Annotated in this window: 24 protein-coding genes; all 24 read right to left on the bottom strand. The window is 65.9% G+C overall.

From position 1 onward, the window contains the following. Positions 1-2: 2 nt before the first annotated feature. The 24 genes from rplF to AC07TY_RS13380 all read right to left on the bottom strand — a co-directional run bounded on the left by rplF (position 3) and on the right by AC07TY_RS13380 (position 15,740). Positions 3-539 (bottom strand): 50S ribosomal protein L6, encoded by a 537-nt coding sequence (rplF, locus tag AC07TY_RS13495; protein ID WP_123506950.1) that lies wholly within the window; start codon positions 537-539, stop codon positions 3-5. A 6-nt stretch (positions 540-545) separates the two neighbouring features. Next, entirely contained in the window at positions 546-944 is a 399-nt protein-coding gene (gene rpsH / locus AC07TY_RS13490) for a 30S ribosomal protein S8 (RefSeq protein ID WP_123507117.1), read from the bottom strand. 140 nt (positions 945-1,084) lie between these two features. After that, on the bottom strand, positions 1,085-1,672 hold the full coding sequence (gene rplE / locus AC07TY_RS13485) for a 50S ribosomal protein L5 (protein ID WP_494785660.1): 588 nt from the start codon (positions 1,670-1,672) through the stop codon (positions 1,085-1,087). Continuing rightward, positions 1,672-2,031, bottom strand: a complete 360-nt coding sequence (gene rplX / locus AC07TY_RS13480; RefSeq protein ID WP_123506948.1) for a 50S ribosomal protein L24 — start codon at positions 2,029-2,031, stop codon at positions 1,672-1,674. The genes rplE and rplX overlap by 1 nt, the downstream gene beginning before the upstream one ends. A gap of 3 nt (positions 2,032-2,034) precedes the next feature. Then, positions 2,035-2,403: a 50S ribosomal protein L14 gene (gene rplN / locus AC07TY_RS13475; RefSeq protein ID WP_055964996.1), complete on the bottom strand. Its 369-nt coding sequence runs from the start codon at positions 2,401-2,403 to the stop codon at positions 2,035-2,037. A gap of 28 nt (positions 2,404-2,431) precedes the next feature. After that, positions 2,432-2,743, bottom strand: coding sequence for a 30S ribosomal protein S17 (rpsQ, locus tag AC07TY_RS13470; RefSeq protein WP_123506947.1), 312 nt, complete (start codon positions 2,741-2,743; stop codon positions 2,432-2,434). Beyond that, positions 2,743-3,087 (bottom strand): 50S ribosomal protein L29, encoded by a 345-nt coding sequence (gene rpmC, locus AC07TY_RS13465; RefSeq protein ID WP_123506946.1) that lies wholly within the window; start codon positions 3,085-3,087, stop codon positions 2,743-2,745. The genes rpsQ and rpmC overlap by 1 nt, the downstream gene beginning before the upstream one ends. Continuing rightward, positions 3,087-3,506 (bottom strand): 50S ribosomal protein L16, encoded by a 420-nt coding sequence (rplP, locus tag AC07TY_RS13460; protein WP_123506945.1) that lies wholly within the window; start codon positions 3,504-3,506, stop codon positions 3,087-3,089. Before rplP ends, rpmC begins: the two co-directional genes overlap by 1 nt. A 2-nt stretch (positions 3,507-3,508) precedes the next feature. Then, positions 3,509-4,294: a 30S ribosomal protein S3 gene (gene rpsC / locus AC07TY_RS13455; RefSeq protein ID WP_123506944.1), complete on the bottom strand. Its 786-nt coding sequence runs from the start codon at positions 4,292-4,294 to the stop codon at positions 3,509-3,511. Next, positions 4,294-4,686: a 50S ribosomal protein L22 gene (rplV, locus tag AC07TY_RS13450; RefSeq protein WP_123506943.1), complete on the bottom strand. Its 393-nt coding sequence runs from the start codon at positions 4,684-4,686 to the stop codon at positions 4,294-4,296. Before rplV ends, rpsC begins: the two co-directional genes overlap by 1 nt. A 25-nt stretch (positions 4,687-4,711) precedes the next feature. Then, positions 4,712-4,993, bottom strand: a complete 282-nt coding sequence (gene rpsS / locus AC07TY_RS13445) for a 30S ribosomal protein S19 (RefSeq protein WP_123506942.1) — start codon at positions 4,991-4,993, stop codon at positions 4,712-4,714. 12 nt (positions 4,994-5,005) lie between these two features. Next, entirely contained in the window at positions 5,006-5,845 is an 840-nt protein-coding gene (rplB, locus tag AC07TY_RS13440; RefSeq protein WP_123506941.1) for a 50S ribosomal protein L2, read from the bottom strand. 19 nt (positions 5,846-5,864) lie between these two features. Then, complete coding sequence (gene rplW, locus AC07TY_RS13435) at positions 5,865-6,164, bottom strand: 50S ribosomal protein L23 (protein ID WP_123506940.1); 300 nt, start codon at positions 6,162-6,164, stop codon at positions 5,865-5,867. Then, the gene (gene rplD / locus AC07TY_RS13430; RefSeq protein ID WP_123506939.1) at positions 6,161-6,823 is read right to left on the bottom strand and encodes a 50S ribosomal protein L4; all 663 of its coding nucleotides are present in this window, start codon (positions 6,821-6,823) and stop codon (positions 6,161-6,163) included. Before rplD ends, rplW begins: the two co-directional genes overlap by 4 nt. Before the next feature lie 3 nt (positions 6,824-6,826). Then, positions 6,827-7,480: a 50S ribosomal protein L3 gene (rplC, locus tag AC07TY_RS13425; protein WP_123506938.1), complete on the bottom strand. Its 654-nt coding sequence runs from the start codon at positions 7,478-7,480 to the stop codon at positions 6,827-6,829. A 14-nt stretch (positions 7,481-7,494) separates the two neighbouring features. After that, the gene (rpsJ, locus tag AC07TY_RS13420; RefSeq protein ID WP_055964962.1) at positions 7,495-7,803 is read right to left on the bottom strand and encodes a 30S ribosomal protein S10; all 309 of its coding nucleotides are present in this window, start codon (positions 7,801-7,803) and stop codon (positions 7,495-7,497) included. 416 nt (positions 7,804-8,219) lie between these two features. Further along, positions 8,220-9,011 (bottom strand): DarT ssDNA thymidine ADP-ribosyltransferase family protein, encoded by a 792-nt coding sequence (locus AC07TY_RS13415; RefSeq protein ID WP_494785659.1) that lies wholly within the window; start codon positions 9,009-9,011, stop codon positions 8,220-8,222. A 60-nt stretch (positions 9,012-9,071) separates the two neighbouring features. After that, the gene (locus AC07TY_RS13410) at positions 9,072-10,055 is read right to left on the bottom strand and encodes a DNA topoisomerase IB (RefSeq protein ID WP_494785658.1); all 984 of its coding nucleotides are present in this window, start codon (positions 10,053-10,055) and stop codon (positions 9,072-9,074) included. Between the two features lie 88 nt (positions 10,056-10,143). Continuing rightward, positions 10,144-10,404, bottom strand: a complete 261-nt coding sequence (locus tag AC07TY_RS13405) for an antitoxin (protein ID WP_123506935.1) — start codon at positions 10,402-10,404, stop codon at positions 10,144-10,146. Between the two features lie 159 nt (positions 10,405-10,563). Then, on the bottom strand, positions 10,564-11,754 hold the full coding sequence (gene tuf, locus AC07TY_RS13400) for an elongation factor Tu (RefSeq protein ID WP_123506934.1): 1,191 nt from the start codon (positions 11,752-11,754) through the stop codon (positions 10,564-10,566). A 184-nt stretch (positions 11,755-11,938) separates the two neighbouring features. Further along, the gene (gene fusA, locus AC07TY_RS13395; protein WP_123506933.1) at positions 11,939-14,053 is read right to left on the bottom strand and encodes an elongation factor G; all 2,115 of its coding nucleotides are present in this window, start codon (positions 14,051-14,053) and stop codon (positions 11,939-11,941) included. Positions 14,054-14,143: 90 nt separating this feature from the next. Next, positions 14,144-14,614 (bottom strand): 30S ribosomal protein S7, encoded by a 471-nt coding sequence (gene rpsG, locus AC07TY_RS13390; RefSeq protein ID WP_123506932.1) that lies wholly within the window; start codon positions 14,612-14,614, stop codon positions 14,144-14,146. Further along, on the bottom strand, positions 14,614-14,988 hold the full coding sequence (gene rpsL / locus AC07TY_RS13385) for a 30S ribosomal protein S12 (protein WP_055964941.1): 375 nt from the start codon (positions 14,986-14,988) through the stop codon (positions 14,614-14,616). The genes rpsG and rpsL overlap by 1 nt, the downstream gene beginning before the upstream one ends. A gap of 311 nt (positions 14,989-15,299) precedes the next feature. Next, a complete protein-coding gene (locus AC07TY_RS13380; protein ID WP_123506931.1) occupies positions 15,300-15,740 on the bottom strand; it encodes a DUF6121 family protein in 441 nt (146 codons plus the stop codon). Between the last annotated feature and the right edge of the window lie 14 nt (positions 15,741-15,754).

Raw genomic sequence — 15,754 nt, 5'->3', positions numbered from 1 at the left:
GATTACTTACCTGACTTTCCGGCCTTGCGGCGGACGACCTCGCCGGCGTAGCGGACACCCTTGCCCTTGTAGGGCTCGGGCTTGCGCAGCTTGCGGATGTTGGCGGCGACTTCGCCGACGGCCTGCTTGTCGATGCCGACGACCGTGATCTTGTTGTTGCCTTCGACCGTGAAGCTGATGCCCGCGGGCGGCTCGACGGTGATGGGGTGCGAGTAGCCGAGCGCGAACTCGACGTTCTGACCCTTGGCCTGCACGCGGTAACCGGTGCCGACGATCTCGAGGCCCTTGGTGTAGCCCTCGGTGACGCCGGTGATCTGGTTCGCGATGAGAGTGCGGGTGAGGCCGTGCAGCGAACGCGAGGAGCGCTCGTCGTCAGGACGGGTCACCAGAACGGTGCCCTCTTCCAGCTTCGCCTCGATGGGGCTCGCGATGACGAGCGAGAGCTCGCCCTTCGGGCCCTTGACGGTGACGGCCTGGCCGTCGATCTTCACATCGACCCCGGTGGGGATCGGAATGGGGAGTCGTCCGATTCGTGACATGACGGATTACCACACGTAGGCGAGGACTTCCCCACCCACGCCCTTCTTCTCGGCCTCGCGGTCGGTCAGCAGACCGGAGGAAGTCGACAGGATGGCCACGCCGAGACCGCCGAGAACCTGAGGGATCTCGGTCGACTTCGCGTAGACACGGAGGCCCGGCTTCGACACGCGCTTGATGCCCACGAAGGAGCGCTCGCGAGCGGGGCCGTACTTGAGGTCGATGGTGAGGGTCTGGCCGACGCGAGCGTCTTCGACCTTCCATGAGTCGATGAAGCCCTCTTTCTTGAGGATCTCAGCGATGTGGGACTTGAGCTTGGAGCTCGGCAGCGACACGGAGTCGTGGTGCGCCGAGTTCGCGTTGCGCAGTCTGGTCAGCAGGTCTGCGACCGGATCTGTCATCGTCATGCGAATGATCTCTTTCTCGTGCGGTTTCGACTTCCGGTACACCGGGAGCCGACCTACGCGATCGGGTGGTTCGGAGCGGATCCCCGAACACGGAAGTGCGGCCGGGCACCCGCCAGAAGCGAATGCCCGACCGAACGATCTTAGTTGGCCTGGTCGGCCGTGCGGAACGGGAAGCCGAGAGCCTTGAGCAGAGCCCGGCCCTCGTCGTCGTTCTTGGCCGTGGTCACGACAGTGATGTCGAAGCCACGGACCCGGTCGATACGGTCCTGGTCGATCTCGTGGAACATGCTCTGCTCGTTGAGACCGAAGGTGTAGTTGCCGTTGCCGTCGAACTGACGGTCGCTGAGGCCGCGGAAGTCGCGGATGCGCGGGAGCGCAAGCGACAGCAGGCGGTCCAGGAACTCCCAGGCACGGTCGCCACGGAGCGTGACGTGAGCGCCGATGGGCTGCCCCTCGCGCAGCTTGAACTGCGCGATCGACTTGCGGGCCTTCGTGACCTGCGGCTTCTGTCCGGTGATGGCAGTGAGGTCCTTGACCGCACCATCCATGACCTTCGAGTCGCGCGCGGCCTCGCCGACACCCGTGTTGACGACGATCTTTACGAGACCGGGCACCTGGTGCACGTTCAAGAAGCCGAAGTCGTTCTTGAGCGCCGGCAGGATCTCGGCCTGGTACTTGGCCTTGAGGCGCGGCTGAGCCTTGACTTCAGCGGTAGCGGTGTCGCTCATCAGAGGTCCTCTCCCGACTTCTTGGCGTAGCGGACGCGAACGGTCTTGGACACGCCGTCCTTGGTGACCGTCTCTTCGCGGAAGCCGACGCGGGTCGGCTTCTTGGTCTTGGGGTCGACGAGCTGCACGTTCGACACGTGGATCGGGGCCTCGTGGGTCTCGATGCCGCCGGTCTTCGTGCCGCGCTGCGTCTGACCGACGCGCACGTGCTTGGTGACGAAATTGACACCTTCCACGACGACGCGGTCGGCGTTCTTCAGCACCTCGATGACCTTGCCCTGCTTGCCGCGGTCTCCGCCGCGGGCCTGCGAGGGCCCGGTGATGACCTGAACCAGGTCACCCTTCTTGATGTTTGCCATGACTTAGATAACCTCCGGCGCCAGCGAGATGATCTTCATGAACTTCTTGTCGCGGAGCTCGCGACCGACCGGTCCGAAGATGCGGGTACCGCGGGGGTCTCCGTCAGCCTTCAGGATCACTGCGGCGTTCTCGTCGAACTTGATGTAGGAGCCGTCGTTACGACGGGTCTCCTTCTTGGTGCGAACGATGACCGCCTTGACGACGTCACCCTTCTTCACGTTGCCGCCGGGGATGGCGTCCTTCACCGTGGCGACGATGACGTCACCGAGACCGGCGTAGCGACGGCCGGAGCCGCCGAGAACGCGGATGGTGAGGATCTCCTTGGCGCCGGTGTTGTCGGCGACCTTGAGGCGGGATTCCTGCTGAATCACTTCTGTCTCCTATCGAGCAGGCCGAGGCCTACTTCGCCTTCTCGAGGATCTCGACCAGGCGCCAGCGCTTGGAGGCGCTGAGCGGACGGGTCTCGCTGATGACGACCAGGTCGCCGATGCCGGCGGAGTTCGCCTCATCGTGGACCTTGACCTTGGAGGTGCGGCGGATGACCTTGCCGTACAGGGGGTGCTTCACGCGGTCCTCGACCTCGACGACGATGGTCTTCTCCATCTTGTCGCTGGTGACGTAACCACGACGCGTCTTGCGGTAACCGCGGACGAGGGTCTCCGTCGCGGCGGCCTCGGTCGGGGCAGCCGCAGTCTTCTTCTCGGTAGCCATTACTTGGTCTCCTCGGCGGTGTCGGCGGCCTCGGCAGCCGGAGCCTCGTCGGCCGGCTTCTCAGCGGCCTTCTTGGTCGACTTCTTGGCAGCGGCCTTGGGGGCGGCAGCAGCCGGGGCGGGGGTGGCACGGATGCCGAGCTCGCGCTCGCGCAGGACCGTGTAGATGCGAGCGATGTCGCGCTTCACGGCGCGCACGCGGCCGTGGTTCTCGAGCTGACCGGTCGCGGACTGAAAGCGAAGGTTGAAGAGCTCTTCCTTCGACTTCTTCAGTGCGTCGACGAGACGCTCGTCTTCAAGGGTGTCGAGCTCAGCCGAAGCGAACTCCTTGGATCCGATCGCCATTATGCGTCGCCCTCCTCGCGCTTGATGATGCGTGCCTTCAGGGGCAGCTTGTGGATTGCACGAGTGAGCGCCTCCTTGGCGATCTCCTCGCTGACGCCGCTGAGCTCGAAGAGCACGCGACCCGGCTTGACGTTGGCGACCCACCACTCGGGCGAACCCTTACCGGAACCCATGCGGGTCTCGGCAGGCTTCTTGGTCAGCGGGCGGTCGGGGTAGATGTTGATCCACACCTTTCCACCGCGCTTGATGTGACGGGTCATGGCGATACGAGCGGACTCGATCTGACGGTTGGTGACGTAGGCAGGCGTGAGGGCCTGGATACCGTACTCACCGAAGCTCACACGCGTGCCACCAGTGGCCTGGCCGGAACGGCCGGGGTGGTGCTGCTTGCGGTGCTTGACACGACGGGGAATCAACATGGTTATGCCTCAGCTCCTGCGGTGACCGGCGCGTCCTGCTGGGGGGCGCGGCTTCCGCCACGTCCGCCGCGGTCGCCGCGGTCGTTACGGTCGTTACGACGCTCGGGGCGCGACGACTTCTGGTTCGCCTGCTCGCGCGCGAGCTCCTTGTTCGTGATGTCGCCCTTGTAGATCCAGACCTTCACACCGATGCGACCGAACGTGGTCTTGGCCTCGTAGAAGCCGTAGTCGATGTTGGCTCGGAGCGTGTGCAGGGGCACGCGGCCCTCGCGGTAGAACTCCGAGCGGCTCATCTCGGCGCCGCCGAGGCGACCCGAGACCTGGATCCGGACGCCCTTGGCGCCGGCACGCTGAGCACCCTGCAGGCCCTTGCGCATCGCACGGCGGAACGCCACGCGAGCAGCGAGCTGCTCGGCGATGCCCTGCGCGACGAGCTGAGCCTCGGCCTCGGGGTTCTTCACCTCGAGGATGTTGAGCTGGATCTGCTTGCCCGTGAGCTTCTCGAGGTCGGCGCGGATGCGCTCGGCCTCGGCGCCACGACGACCGATCACGATGCCCGGACGGGCGGTGTGAATGTCGACGCGAACGCGGTCGCGGGTGCGCTCGATCTCGATCTTGGCCACGCCGGCGCGGTCGAGCGAGGTCTTGAGCAGGTTGCGGATCTTGATGTCCTCGGCGACGTAGTCGCTGTACCGCTGCCCGGCCTTCGTGCTGTCGGAGAACCAACGCGACACGTGGTCGGTGGTGATACCGAGACGGAAGCCGTACGGGTTTACTTTCTGGCCCATTACTTGCTCGCCTTCTTCGACGTTGCGGCCGCTTCGGCCTCTTCGGGCGTCGCGAGGACGACCGTGATGTGGCTCGTGCGCTTCAGGATCTGGAACGCACGGCCCTGAGCGCGCGGCTGGAACCGCTTGAGGGTCGCGCCCTCGTCGACGAACGCCTTCGAGATGTAGAGGTCTTCGTCGTTGAGGTAGCTGTTCGAGGCATCTGCCTTGACACGGGCGTTGGCCATGGCCGACGCGACGAGCTTGTAGACGGGCTCCGAAGCACCCTGGGGGGCGAACTTCAGGATCGCCAGGGCCTCGATGGCCTGCTTGCCGCGGATCAGGTTGACGACGCGACGGGCCTTCATGGGGGTGACGCGGATGTGACGCACGCGTGCGATCGACTCCACCATTTCTCTCCTCCTTCTCGCCGCCGCGTTAGCGGCGACGACCCTTCTTGTCGTCCTTCACATGGCCGCGGAAGGTGCGGGTGGGCGCGAACTCGCCGAGCTTGTGTCCGATCATCGACTCGGTCACGAACACGGGGATGTGCTTGCGTCCGTCATGCACGGCGATGGTGTGGCCGAGCATGTTCGGGATGATCATCGAGCGGCGCGACCACGTACGGATCACGTTCTTGGTGCTGGCCTCGTTCTGCACGATCACCTTGCGAAGCAGGTGGTCGTCGACGAAGGGGCCCTTCTTCAGACTGCGTGGCATCTTCTACAACTCCTACTTGCGCTTGTTACCAGCGTTGCGGCGGCGGACGATGAGCTTGTCGCTCTCCTTGTTGGGGTGACGCGTGCGGCCCTCTTTCTGGCCCCACGGCGAGACCGGGTGGCGTCCACCGGAGGTCTTGCCCTCACCACCACCGTGCGGGTGGTCGACGGGGTTCATGGCGACACCGCGGACGGTCGGGCGGACGCCCTTCCAGCGCATGCGGCCGGCCTTGCCCCAGTTGATGTTCGACTGCTCGGCGTTGCCGACCTCGCCGATGGTCGCGCGGCAGCGCGCATCGACGTTGCGGACCTCGCCCGAGGGGAGACGCAGCTGGGCGTAGGGGCCGTCCTTCGCGACGAGGCGGACAGAGGCGCCGGCGGAGCGGGCCATCTTGGCACCCCCACCGGGCTTGAGCTCGATGGCGTGGATGACGGTACCGACCGGGATGTTCTTCAGCGGCAGGTTGTTGCCCGGCTTGATGTCGGCCGCGGGACCCGACTCGATGATGTCGCCCTGGTTCAGCTTGTTCGGGGCGATGATGTAGCGCTTGGTGCCGTCCACGAAGTGGAGCAGCGCGATGCGCGCGGTGCGGTTGGGGTCGTACTCGATGTGAGCGACCTTGGCGTTCACGCCGTCCTTGTCGTTACGACGGAAGTCGATGACGCGGTACTGGCGCTTGTGGCCACCGCCGATGTGACGGGTCGTGATGCGTCCGGCGTTGTTGCGGCCACCGGTCTTCGACAGGGGGCGCAGCAGCGACTTCTCGGGAGTCGAGCGCGTGATCTCGGCGAAGTCGGCGACGGACGAGCCGCGGCGACCCGGAGTCGTGGGCTTGTATTTGCGAATAGCCATTTTGTTATCCCTCCGAGCCCTAGCCGACAGCCGTGAAGATGTCGATGGTGCCCGACTTGAGCGTCACGATGGCGCGCTTGGTGCTCTTGCGCTTGCCGATCCCGAACTTGGTGCGACGGGTCTTACCCGGGCGGTTGAGCGTGTTGATGCTGTCGACCTTGACGTCGAAGATCTTCTCGATAGCGAGCTTGATCTCGGTCTTGTTCGAGCGGGGGTCGACCAGGAAGGTGTACTTGCCCTGGTCGATCAGGGAGTAGCTCTTCTCGGAGACGACCGGCGAGATCACGATGTCACGGGGGTCTTTGTGGATGCCGCTCATGCGGTGGCCTCCTTCTGGGTCTTCTTGGCCACGAAGGCCTCGAAAGCGCTCTTGGTGAAGACGATGTCGTCAGAGACGAGGACGTCGTAGGCGTTGAGCTGGTCCCACGTGATGACGTGGACCTCGTCGACGTTGCGGACGCTCTTCTGCGTCAGCGTGTCTTCGCGCTCGATGACGATCAGGACGTGCTTGCTCGTCGAGATGCCGGCGAGCAGCTCGAGAGCGGTCTTGGTCGAGACGACGTCGGCCACGAAGGACTCCACGACGTGGACGCGGGCGCCGCGGGCGCGGTCCGAGAGAGCGCCGAGCAGAGCGGCGGCGATCATCTTCTTGGGGGTGCGCTGCGCGTAGGAGCGGGGCGTCGGTCCGTGGACGATGCCACCGCCGGTCATCTGGGGGGCGCGGATCGAGCCCTGGCGAGCGCGACCGGTTCCCTTCTGCTTGAACGGCTTGCGGCCGGCTCCGGAGACCTCGCCGCGGCTCTTGACCTTGTGCGTGCCCTGGCGTGCGGCAGCGAGCTGCGCGACGACGACCTGGTGGATGAGCGGGACGTTGGCGACGACGTCGAAGATCTCCGAGGGGAGCTCGACGGTGCCGGCCTTGGCGCCCTTGGCGTCGAGGACGTCGACGGTGCTGACGGGTGCAGTGGTGGTAGCCATGCGCTAGTTCCCCTTCACGGCGGTGCGGACGAAGACGGTACGGCCACGAGCGCCGGGGACGGCGCCCTTGACGAGCAGCAGACCCTTCTCGGCGTCGACGGCGTGAACCGTGAGGTTGAGGACGGTGACGCGCTCGCCACCCATGCGACCGGCCATGCGCATGCCCTTGAAGACACGGCTCGGGGTCGACGAAGCACCGATCGAGCCGGGCTTGCGGTGGTTGCGGTGCGAACCGTGGGAGGCGGAGACGCCCTTGAAGTTGTGACGCTTCATGACACCGGCGAAGCCCTTGCCCTTGGAAGTGCCGACGACGTCGACCTTCTGGCCGGCTTCGAAGGTCTCGACCGTGAGCTCCTGGCCGAGTGCGTACTCGGCGGCGTCAGCGGTGCGGACCTCGGTGAGGGTGCGGCGCGGCGTCACGCCGGCCTTGTCGAAGTGACCGGTCGAAGGCTTGTTGGCCTTGCGCGGGTCGATGGCGCCGGCAGCGATCTGGACGGCGACGTAGCCGTCGACCTCTTCGGTGCGGATCTGGGTCACGACGTTCGGCGAGATCTCGACGACGGTGACGGGGATGAGCTTGTTGTTCTCGTCCCAGACCTGGGTCATGCCGAGCTTCTTGCCGAGCAGGCCCTTGACGTTCTTGGTGGTGATAGCCATTAGTCAGTCGCCCCCTACAGCTTGATCTCGATGTTGACGTCGGCGGGGAGGTCGAGACGCATGAGCGAGTCGACGGCCTTCGGCGTCGGGTCGATGATGTCGATGAGGCGCTTGTGCGTGCGCTTCTCGAAGTGCTCGCGGCTGTCCTTGTACTTGTGGGGCGAACGGATGACTGCGATCACGTTCTTCTCCGTGGGGAGCGGCACGGGGCCGACCACGGTCGCGCCGGCACGGGTCACCGTGTCGACGATCTTGCGAGCTGACGTGTCGATGACCTCGTGGTCGTACGACTTCAGCCGGATGCGGATCTTCTGTCCCGCCATGTGTGACTCTCTCTCGATGTATACGTCGCGCACCTTCACGGGGCCGCCTGACGCGCCCTCACGACCGGAGTCGTTCAGGCTGGCACTGTTGTCGTGTCAAGACACGGTCGTGTCGAAACACTCGGTGTCGTGCCTCTTCGCGCGCACGCCGCAGAACTTCTGACCGAAGCCGGCGTGGCAATCGAACCCGCTCCGGATGACCGCCCTGGGGAGGTCAGCTCTTCTCCGGATTCGATTGAAGAGGTGTCCTTCTACCCGCGGCCCAGCCTCGTGAGACTGTTCACAACATGGCAGTGATTCACGCCCGTAGGCGGAAATGTTGAACCAGATAATCTTGCCACACCCGGGCATTTGCTGCAACCCGGGCGTGTCGCGCCTCGGAACCCTGAGGAATCAAGGGTTTCGACGCACGGCGGTCACTCGTCGGACGGCTTGAACCACGGCGGGTAGACGGCCACGCGAGGCGCCTTCCCCGAGTACTCGCGGAGCAGGGCCTTGACCTCGTCGCGCGCGCGGTCGTTCGGCACGCCGATGAGCGTCACGCCCGCCAGGTCGAAGGCGTCGGGAATCAGGAACTCGGCCTGCGCGAGCTCGGGGTCGGCCAGCGAGGCGCGCCTCGCCAGCTTCGCCCCCTCCTCGAGGCCCTCCGCGAAGCGGGTCAGCGGCGCGGCCGCATCCCCGTCCGCGAACACGAACCCGTCGCCGACGGACTTCACCGGGGCGACGAGGACGACGAAGTCGGTGGCCCGCGTGGCGCGGGCGGCTGCCGACCACTCCGCGCCTGCGGCGCCGTGCCGCACGGCGTCCCAGCTGGCCGCGTCGGGCGTCAGGGCGAACGGCACGTGCGCGGAGACGGAGGCGCCGGAGGGGACGGTGACCTCGGAGCGGCGGGTGCGCGCCTCGGGCGAGAGCACGTCGAGCTCGGGCTCCGCGACGGCGCGGAGGGCTCCATCGGCGACGATCGCCGGCAGGTTGGTGAGGTGCGTCCAGTGGTGGACGCGCATGGCGGCCAGATCGACGTCGGGCAGGGCGGGGTCGGACGGCGCCTTCACCTTCGGCGTGCGGAGGGTGGACGGCGCGCGGACTGCGCGGGCCGTCGAGACGGGGCTGCGGCGGGCGGGGGCCGGGAGTTCCTGCGCCTCGTCGCGCTTTCTCGGGGTGCAGATGTCGCACAGTTTGATGTCAAGACCGTGGATGCACTCGATCACAGCTGGGGTTTCCTCTCGCGGGGCCCACAGAAACGGGCCCGAGGGTCAACGTTACGGGACTCAGGTGACCTGACGGTAAAGCAGGGCGCGCACTTCGGACTCCGCGGAGGCCAGACGCGATGGATCGATCGTCTCGCCAGACCCGAAAGCGTCGACCAGACGGGGGTCGACGTAGCTCTTGCGGGCGATGGCGGGGGTGTTTCCGAGCACGTCGGAGGCATCGCGCATGGCCTGGGCCAGCGCCCTCCTGCGCTTCGACTCGCTGGCCTGAGGGCCGGCCTTCGCGAGGCTGACCGCAGCGGCGACCGTGCCATGGAGGGTTCGGAAGTCCTTGGCCGTGAATTCGCCCCCGGTGCGCTCATGGACGTACTCGTTGATGTCGACAGCGTGAAGCGGACGCCAGGGAGAGCCCGCCTCGGGCCGGAACGCCAGGAGTCGCGCCCGACCACCCCGCGACTTCAGCCCGCGGATCACGTGGGCGAGGTCGGCGTCGCGGATGGTGCTCTCCCACTCCTGGCCGCTCTTGCCGGGAAAACGAAGGATGACCGAGTCGTCGTGGACGGTCACGTGCGAGCACAGGAGCGTGGACAGGCCGTGGCTCCCGTGCAGCTCGGCGTACTGCTCCGAGCCCACGCGGAGCGAGCCGGTGTCGAGCATCCTGAACGCCGTGGCCAGCGCGCGCTCGCGATCGGGAACGTCACGGCGCAGGTCGAGCGTGACCTGGCGACGAGCCACCGGCAGCGCCTCGGCCAGCGAGAGAGCGCGGTCGAACTTGATCCGGTCTTTCTGCTCGCGCCAGGTGGGATGGTAGATGTACTGCCGTCGACCCACGCCGTCGAGGCCTGTCGCCTGGATGTGGCCGTTCGGGTACGGCGCGATCCACACGTCCGTCCAGGCCGGGGGGATCGCCAGGTGCTCGAGACGTTCGCGGAGCGCAGGATCGGACACCGTCGCTCCCGTCGAGTCGCGATAGGTGAAGCCCCGCCCCGACCGCAGCCGCGTGATCCCGGCGTGGGACGAATCGGAGCGGCGCAGGCGGGGCATGCCGACCAGGAAACTCCCCCGCCCTGCGCGCGACGTGACCGGGGTACGACCGAGCCCCGGGCAGTGCCCGGGGGCTTCGGTGCGAGCCCTACTCGACGGAGTCGGGGCCGATCTTCTTGTCTGCGGCGTCGCGGGCGTTCTCGATCTTGTCGGCGTACTTGCCGCCGGTCACCTTGTTGGCGGCGTTGGCAAGGCCGCCGAGAATGTTGTCGCTCACCTGCTCGGCCTTCTCGCTGGTGCGGACCTCGTCGAACTTCTCCTTGCCGTCCTCGAACGCGGCGGCGGCCTTCTCCTTGCCGTCTTCGAAGAGCCCCTGAGCCTTCTTGGCGATGTTGTCGAACCCAGCCATCTTCTGATCCTCTCGCGGGGAACCGGCCGATCCGGTTCGTGCGCCCATAGTGCCCGCGCCCGCCTGGCAATTCAATGACGCGGGCACGAAAAAGCGGGCCGGACCCGAAGGTCCGACCCGCTCTCCCTGCAGTGCTGATCACCGCGTCAGGAGATCGTCTTACTTGTTGATCTTCGTGACGGTGCCGGCGCCGACGGTGCGGCCACCCTCGCGGATAGCGAAGCGGAGGCCCTCCTCCATGGCGATCGGCTGGATCAGCTCGACGCTGATCTCGGTGGTGTCACCAGGCATGACCATCTCGGTGCCCTCGGGCAGCGTGATGACGCCGGTGACGTCCGTGGTGCGGAAGTAGAACTGCGGACGGTAGTTCGCGTAGAACGGGTTGTGACGGCCACCCTCATCCTTGGAGAGGATGTAGACGTTGGCGTCGAAGCCCGTGTGCGGCGTGACCGAACCCGGCTTGACGATGACCTGGCCGCGCTCGACGTCTTCGCGCTTGGTGCCACGAAGAAGAAGACCGGTGTTGTCGCCGGCCACAGCCTGGTCGAGCAGCTTGCGGAACATCTCGATGCCGGTGACGGTGGTCTTGACCGTCGGGCGGATGCCGACGATCTCGACCTCTTCGTTGACGTTCAGCTGGCCACGCTCGACACGGCCGGTGACGACGGTGCCACGACCGGTGATCGTGAAGACGTCCTCGATCGGCATGAGGAAGGGCTGGTCGAGCGCACGGATCGGGTCGGGGACGTTCTCGTCCACGGCCTCCATGAGGTCGGCAACCGTCTTGGCCCACTTCTCGTCGCCCTCGAGCGCCTGAAGAGCCGAGACCTGAACGACGGGAGCGTTGTCGCCGTCGAAGTCCTGGCTCGAGAGCAGCTCGCGGACCTCGAGCTCGACGAGCTCCAGGATCTCTTCGTCGTCGACCATGTCGGACTTGTTGAGCGCCACGACGATGTAGGGCACGCCGACCTGGCGAGCGAGCAGCACGTGCTCACGCGTCTGGGGCATGGGGCCGTCGGTGGCGGCGACCACGAGGATCGCGCCGTCCATCTGAGCCGCACCGGTGATCATGTTCTTCACGTAGTCGGCGTGGCCGGGAGCGTCGACGTGAGCGTAGTGACGCTTCTCCGTCTGGTACTCGACGTGCGAGATGTTGATCGTGATACCACGAGCCTTCTCTTCGGGCGCGTTGTCGATCTGGTCGAACGCGGACGCCGTGTTGAGGTCGGGGTACTTGTCGTGCAGAACCTTGGTGATCGCCGCGGTAAGCGTCGTCTTGCCGTGGTCAACGTGACCGATGGTTCCGATGTTTACGTGCGGCTTGGTCCGCTCGAACTTGGCCTTCGCCACTGTGGGTCCTCCTCAGGACTCGGGTGCAGTCTCTCCGCCCAGCCGTGCGGCCAGTCGGAACATCTGCGATTTGGTGTGTTCACATGCTACGCGGTCGAGGCTCGACCACGCATTTCGAGCCGGTCGACCTGTGGATAAGTGCTGTGGAAGCCACTCTCTGCAGGCCGACCGACCCGGGGGTGGGCTACTCGCCCTTGTTCTTCGCGATGATCTCCTCGGCAACAGCCTTGGGGACCTCCGCGTACGACTCGAACGTCATCGAGTAGACGGCGCGACCCGAGGTCTTCGACCGCAGGTCGCCGACGTAGCCGAACATCTCGGACAGCGGAACGCTGGCCCGGACGACCTTCACGCCGCTGGCGTCCTCCATCGAGGCGATCTGGCCACGACGGGAGTTCAGGTCGCCGATGACGTCGCCCATGTACTCCTCGGGCGTACGCACCTCGACGGCCATGATCGGCTCGAGAAGCACGGGGGTGGCCTTGCGGGCAGCCTCCTTGTAGGCGATCGATCCTGCGATCTTGAACGCCATCTCGGACGAGTCGACGTCGTGCGCCGCACCGTCGAGAAGCAGTGCACGGACACCCACGGTCGGGTACCCGGCGAGAACGCCGACCTGCATGGCGTCCTGGATACCGGCGTCGACCGACGGGATGTACTCGCGCGGGACGCGGCCGCCGGTGACCTTGTTGACGAACTCGTACGTCGACTCGGCAGTGACCTCGAAGGGCTCGAGAGCGATCTGGACCTTCGCGAACTGGCCCGAACCACCCGTCTGCTTCTTGTGGGTGTAGTCGTAGCGCTCGATGCCCTTCTTGAGCGTCTCGCGGTAGGCGACCTGGGGCTTGCCCACGTTCGCTTCGACGTTGAACTCGCGCTTCATGCGGTCGACGAGGATGTCGAGGTGAAGCTCGCCCATGCCCTTGATGACCGTCTGGCCCGTCTCGGCGTTGAGCTCGACGCGGAACGTCGGGTCTTCCTCGGCGAGCTTCTGGATCGCGATGGAGAGCTTCTCCTGGTCTTGCTTCGTCTTCGGCTCGATGGCGACCTCGATGACGGGCTCCGGGAAGGTCATCGACTCGAGGACGATCTGCTCGTTCGGGTCGCACAGGGTGTCACCCGTGGTCGTGAACTTGAGACCGATCACCGCGTAGATGTGGCCGGCGGTGACGCCGTCGACGGGGTTCTCCTTGTTGGAGTGCATCTGGAAGATCTTGCCGATGCGCTCCTTCTTGTCTTTGGTCGAGTTGATGACCTGCGCGCCGGACTCGATGTGACCCGAGTAGACGCGGACGTAGGTGAGGCGACCGAAGAAGGGGTGCACCGCGACCTTGAAGGCGAGAGCCGAGAACGGCTCGGTCGACTCGGGCTTGCGGATGATGATCTTCTCGGCGTCGCGGACGTCGTGGCCCTCCATGGGAGGCACGTCGAGCGGCGAGGGCAGGTAGTCGATGACTGCGTCGAGCATCGGCTGCACGCCGCGGTTCTTGAACGCGGAGCCGCAGAACACCGGGTAGATCTCGGAGTTGACCGTCAGCTTGCGGACGGCGCCCTTGATCTCGGCGACCGTCAGCTCTTCGCCGGCGAAGAACTTCTCGAGAAGCGCGTCGTCGGTCTCGGCGACGACCTCGAGGAGCTTGGCGCGGTACTCGTCGGCCTTCTCCTTGAGGTCGGCCGGGATCTCCTCGATCTCGTACTTGGCGCCCATCTCGACGTCGCCCTTTGCGTCGCCGCGCCAGGTCAGCGCGCGCATCTCGACCAGGTCGACGACGCCCTCGAACGAGGACTCCGCACCGATCGGGAGCTGCATGACCAGCGGCTTGGCGCCGAGGCGGTTGATGATGGTGTCGACCGTGAAGTAGAAGTCGGCGCCCAGTTTGTCCATCTTGTTGACGAAGCAGATGCGCGGGACGTCGTACTTGTCGGCCTGACGCCAGACGGTCTCGGACTGGGGCTCGACGCCCTCCTTGCCGTCGAAGACGGCGACGGCACCGTCGAGCACGCGGAGCGAGCGCTCCACCTCGACCGTGAAGTCGACGTGACCGGGGGTGTCGATGATGTTGATCTGGTTCTTGTTCCAGAAGCAGGTGGTCGCAGCGGACGTGATCGTGATGCCACGCTCCTGCTCCTGGGCCATCCAGTCCATCGTGGCCGCACCGTCGTGGACCTCACCGATCTTGTGGGTGATGCCCGTGTAGAACAGGATGCGCTCGGTGGTCGTCGTCTTGCCGGCATCGATGTGCGCCATGATGCCGATGTTGCGGACCTTGTTCAGGTCGGTGAGCACGTCCTGTGCCACGGGTTCCTCCGATTGGGGGGTTAGAGAGAGTGTTGTCGCCGGGCGGCAGCGGTTGCAGCCGCCCGGCGGTGCCCTTGCGGGCGGTGGTGCTTACCAGCGGTAGTGCGCGAAGGCCTTGTTCGACTCGGCCATCTTGTGCGTGTCTTCACGACGCTTGACAGCGGCGCCGAGACCGTTCGACGCGTCGAGGATCTCGTTCATGAGACGCTCGGTCATCGTCTTCTCGCGACGAGCCTTGGCGTAGCTGGTGAGCCAGCGGAGAGCCAGGGTGTTCGCACGGTGAGGCTTGACCTCGACGGGGACCTGGTAGGTCGAACCGCCGACGCGACGCGATCGGACCTCGAGGGTCGGACGGACGTTGTCGAGAGCCTTCTTCAGCGTGACGACGGCGTCCTGGCCGTTCTTGGCCGAGACACCGGCGAGGGCGCCGTAGACGATGCGCTCGGCGAGACCCTTCTTGCCGTCGAGGAGGATCTTGTTGACGAGCTGGCTGACGATCGGGGCGCCGTAGACGGGGTCTGCGACGACGGGACGCTTAGGAGCGGGACCCTTGCGAGGCATTACTTCTTCTCCATCTTCGCGCCGTAGCGGCTGCGAGCCTGCTTGCGGTTCTTGACAGCCTGGGTGTCGAGAGCGCCGCGAACGATCTTGTAGCGGACACCGGGGAGGTCTTTCACACGACCGCCGCGGACGAGGACCATCGAGTGCTCCTGAAGGTTGTGACCTTCGCCGGGAATGTACGCGGTGACCTCGGTGCCGTTGCTCAGCTTGACGCGAGCGACCTTGCGCAGGGCAGAGTTCGGCTTCTTGGGGGTGGTGGTGTACACACGGGTGCACACGCCACGCTGCTGGGGGTTGGCCTTCAGGGCGGGAGCCTTGGTCTTGACGACCTTCGGCGTGCGACCCTTGCGGACCAGCTGCTGAATAGTTGGCACTGGTTCTCCTTGGATTCGTACTTCTCGGTTCTGGCCGCCCCGGTCGGACGGCTTCCTCATCTCTGGAGCACGACAGCAACACTCGACTTGCTGGAGGTTGTGGTCAGGCGTCATCCCGCGGAGAGTGTCCGCGGCCTGCGCGGGGAACGAGAAGTTCGTCACCCCGAAGAGACGGTTGTTTCGGCCTTCGAACTTCGACCGAAAATCGGGCGCGCCGCTAAGCGCACACCCGAGCAAGAATAGCCGGATGCTAGGGCAAGATCAAACGCGCTCGCCTGTGCCGGGAGCGAACGCCGCTCCGGACTCCCGGGTCACGCGTCTCCGGTGCGGGCCAGGAGCAGAGTTGCGGCGACCACGGCACCTGCCCACAGGGAGGTGAGCAGCACGAAGCCGCTCGCGACGTAGCGCCCGGCGAAGAGGACCAGCCAGAGAGCGTCGTGGCGGCCGAGAGCGTAGAGCCCTCCGCCGACGAGGAGCATCGCGAGGTAGCTGGCGACTGCGGCGGCCAGTGCGGGCGGGGAGTTCCTGCGCCCTGGGGATTCTCCGTCGCGGGCCTCGACCCCGAAGCGCCGCGCGAGAGCGAAGAAGACGCACGCCATCGACGCCAGGACCATGGCCGGGCCCAGCAGGAAGCTCGCGTCGGACTCACCGATCGGATCGGAGCCGGTGACGTAGAAGAGGACTCCCGCCGTCAGCACCGACAGAGCGAGGTGCGTGACGGTCGCCATGAACGTGAGGAGGCCGTGCGACATTGCCCCACCTTAAC

Source organism: Frondihabitans sp. GW821-FHT04F02 (assembly GCF_059420045.1).
The sequence above is the reverse complement of the archived record's forward strand: the minus strand, read 5'-3'. Positions and strand labels throughout refer to the sequence as shown.

Excerpts from the sequence above, each read along its gene's own strand:
- rplF (WP_123506950.1), bottom strand. The coding sequence starts at position 539 with ATGTCACGAATCGGACGACTCCCCATTCCGATCCCCACCGGGGTCGAT.
- rpsH (WP_123507117.1), bottom strand. The coding sequence starts at position 944 with ATGACGATGACAGATCCGGTCGCAGACCTGCTGACCAGACTGCGCAAC.
- rplE (WP_494785660.1), bottom strand. The coding sequence starts at position 1,672 with ATGAGCGACACCGCTACCGCTGAAGTCAAGGCTCAGCCGCGCCTCAAG.
- rplX (WP_123506948.1), bottom strand. The coding sequence starts at position 2,031 with ATGGCAAACATCAAGAAGGGTGACCTGGTTCAGGTCATCACCGGGCCC.
- rpsQ (WP_123506947.1), bottom strand. The coding sequence starts at position 2,743 with ATGGCTACCGAGAAGAAGACTGCGGCTGCCCCGACCGAGGCCGCCGCG.
- rpmC (WP_123506946.1), bottom strand. The coding sequence starts at position 3,087 with ATGGCGATCGGATCCAAGGAGTTCGCTTCGGCTGAGCTCGACACCCTT.
- rplP (WP_123506945.1), bottom strand. The coding sequence starts at position 3,506 with ATGTTGATTCCCCGTCGTGTCAAGCACCGCAAGCAGCACCACCCCGGC.
- rpsC (WP_123506944.1), bottom strand. The coding sequence starts at position 4,294 with ATGGGCCAGAAAGTAAACCCGTACGGCTTCCGTCTCGGTATCACCACC.
- rplV (WP_123506943.1), bottom strand. The coding sequence starts at position 4,686 with ATGGTGGAGTCGATCGCACGCGTGCGTCACATCCGCGTCACCCCCATG.
- rpsS (WP_123506942.1), bottom strand. The coding sequence starts at position 4,993 with ATGCCACGCAGTCTGAAGAAGGGCCCCTTCGTCGACGACCACCTGCTT.
- rplB (WP_123506941.1), bottom strand. The coding sequence starts at position 5,845 with ATGGCTATTCGCAAATACAAGCCCACGACTCCGGGTCGCCGCGGCTCG.
- rplW (WP_123506940.1), bottom strand. The coding sequence starts at position 6,164 with ATGAGCGGCATCCACAAAGACCCCCGTGACATCGTGATCTCGCCGGTC.
- rplD (WP_123506939.1), bottom strand. The coding sequence starts at position 6,823 with ATGGCTACCACCACTGCACCCGTCAGCACCGTCGACGTCCTCGACGCC.
- rplC (WP_123506938.1), bottom strand. The coding sequence starts at position 7,480 with ATGGCTATCACCACCAAGAACGTCAAGGGCCTGCTCGGCAAGAAGCTC.
- rpsJ (WP_055964962.1), bottom strand. The coding sequence starts at position 7,803 with ATGGCGGGACAGAAGATCCGCATCCGGCTGAAGTCGTACGACCACGAG.
- AC07TY_RS13410 (WP_494785658.1), bottom strand. The coding sequence starts at position 10,055 with ATGCCCCGCCTGCGCCGCTCCGATTCGTCCCACGCCGGGATCACGCGG.
- AC07TY_RS13405 (WP_123506935.1), bottom strand. The coding sequence starts at position 10,404 with ATGGCTGGGTTCGACAACATCGCCAAGAAGGCTCAGGGGCTCTTCGAA.
- rpsG (WP_123506932.1), bottom strand. The coding sequence starts at position 14,614 with ATGCCTCGCAAGGGTCCCGCTCCTAAGCGTCCCGTCGTCGCAGACCCC.
- AC07TY_RS13380 (WP_123506931.1), bottom strand. The coding sequence starts at position 15,740 with ATGTCGCACGGCCTCCTCACGTTCATGGCGACCGTCACGCACCTCGCT.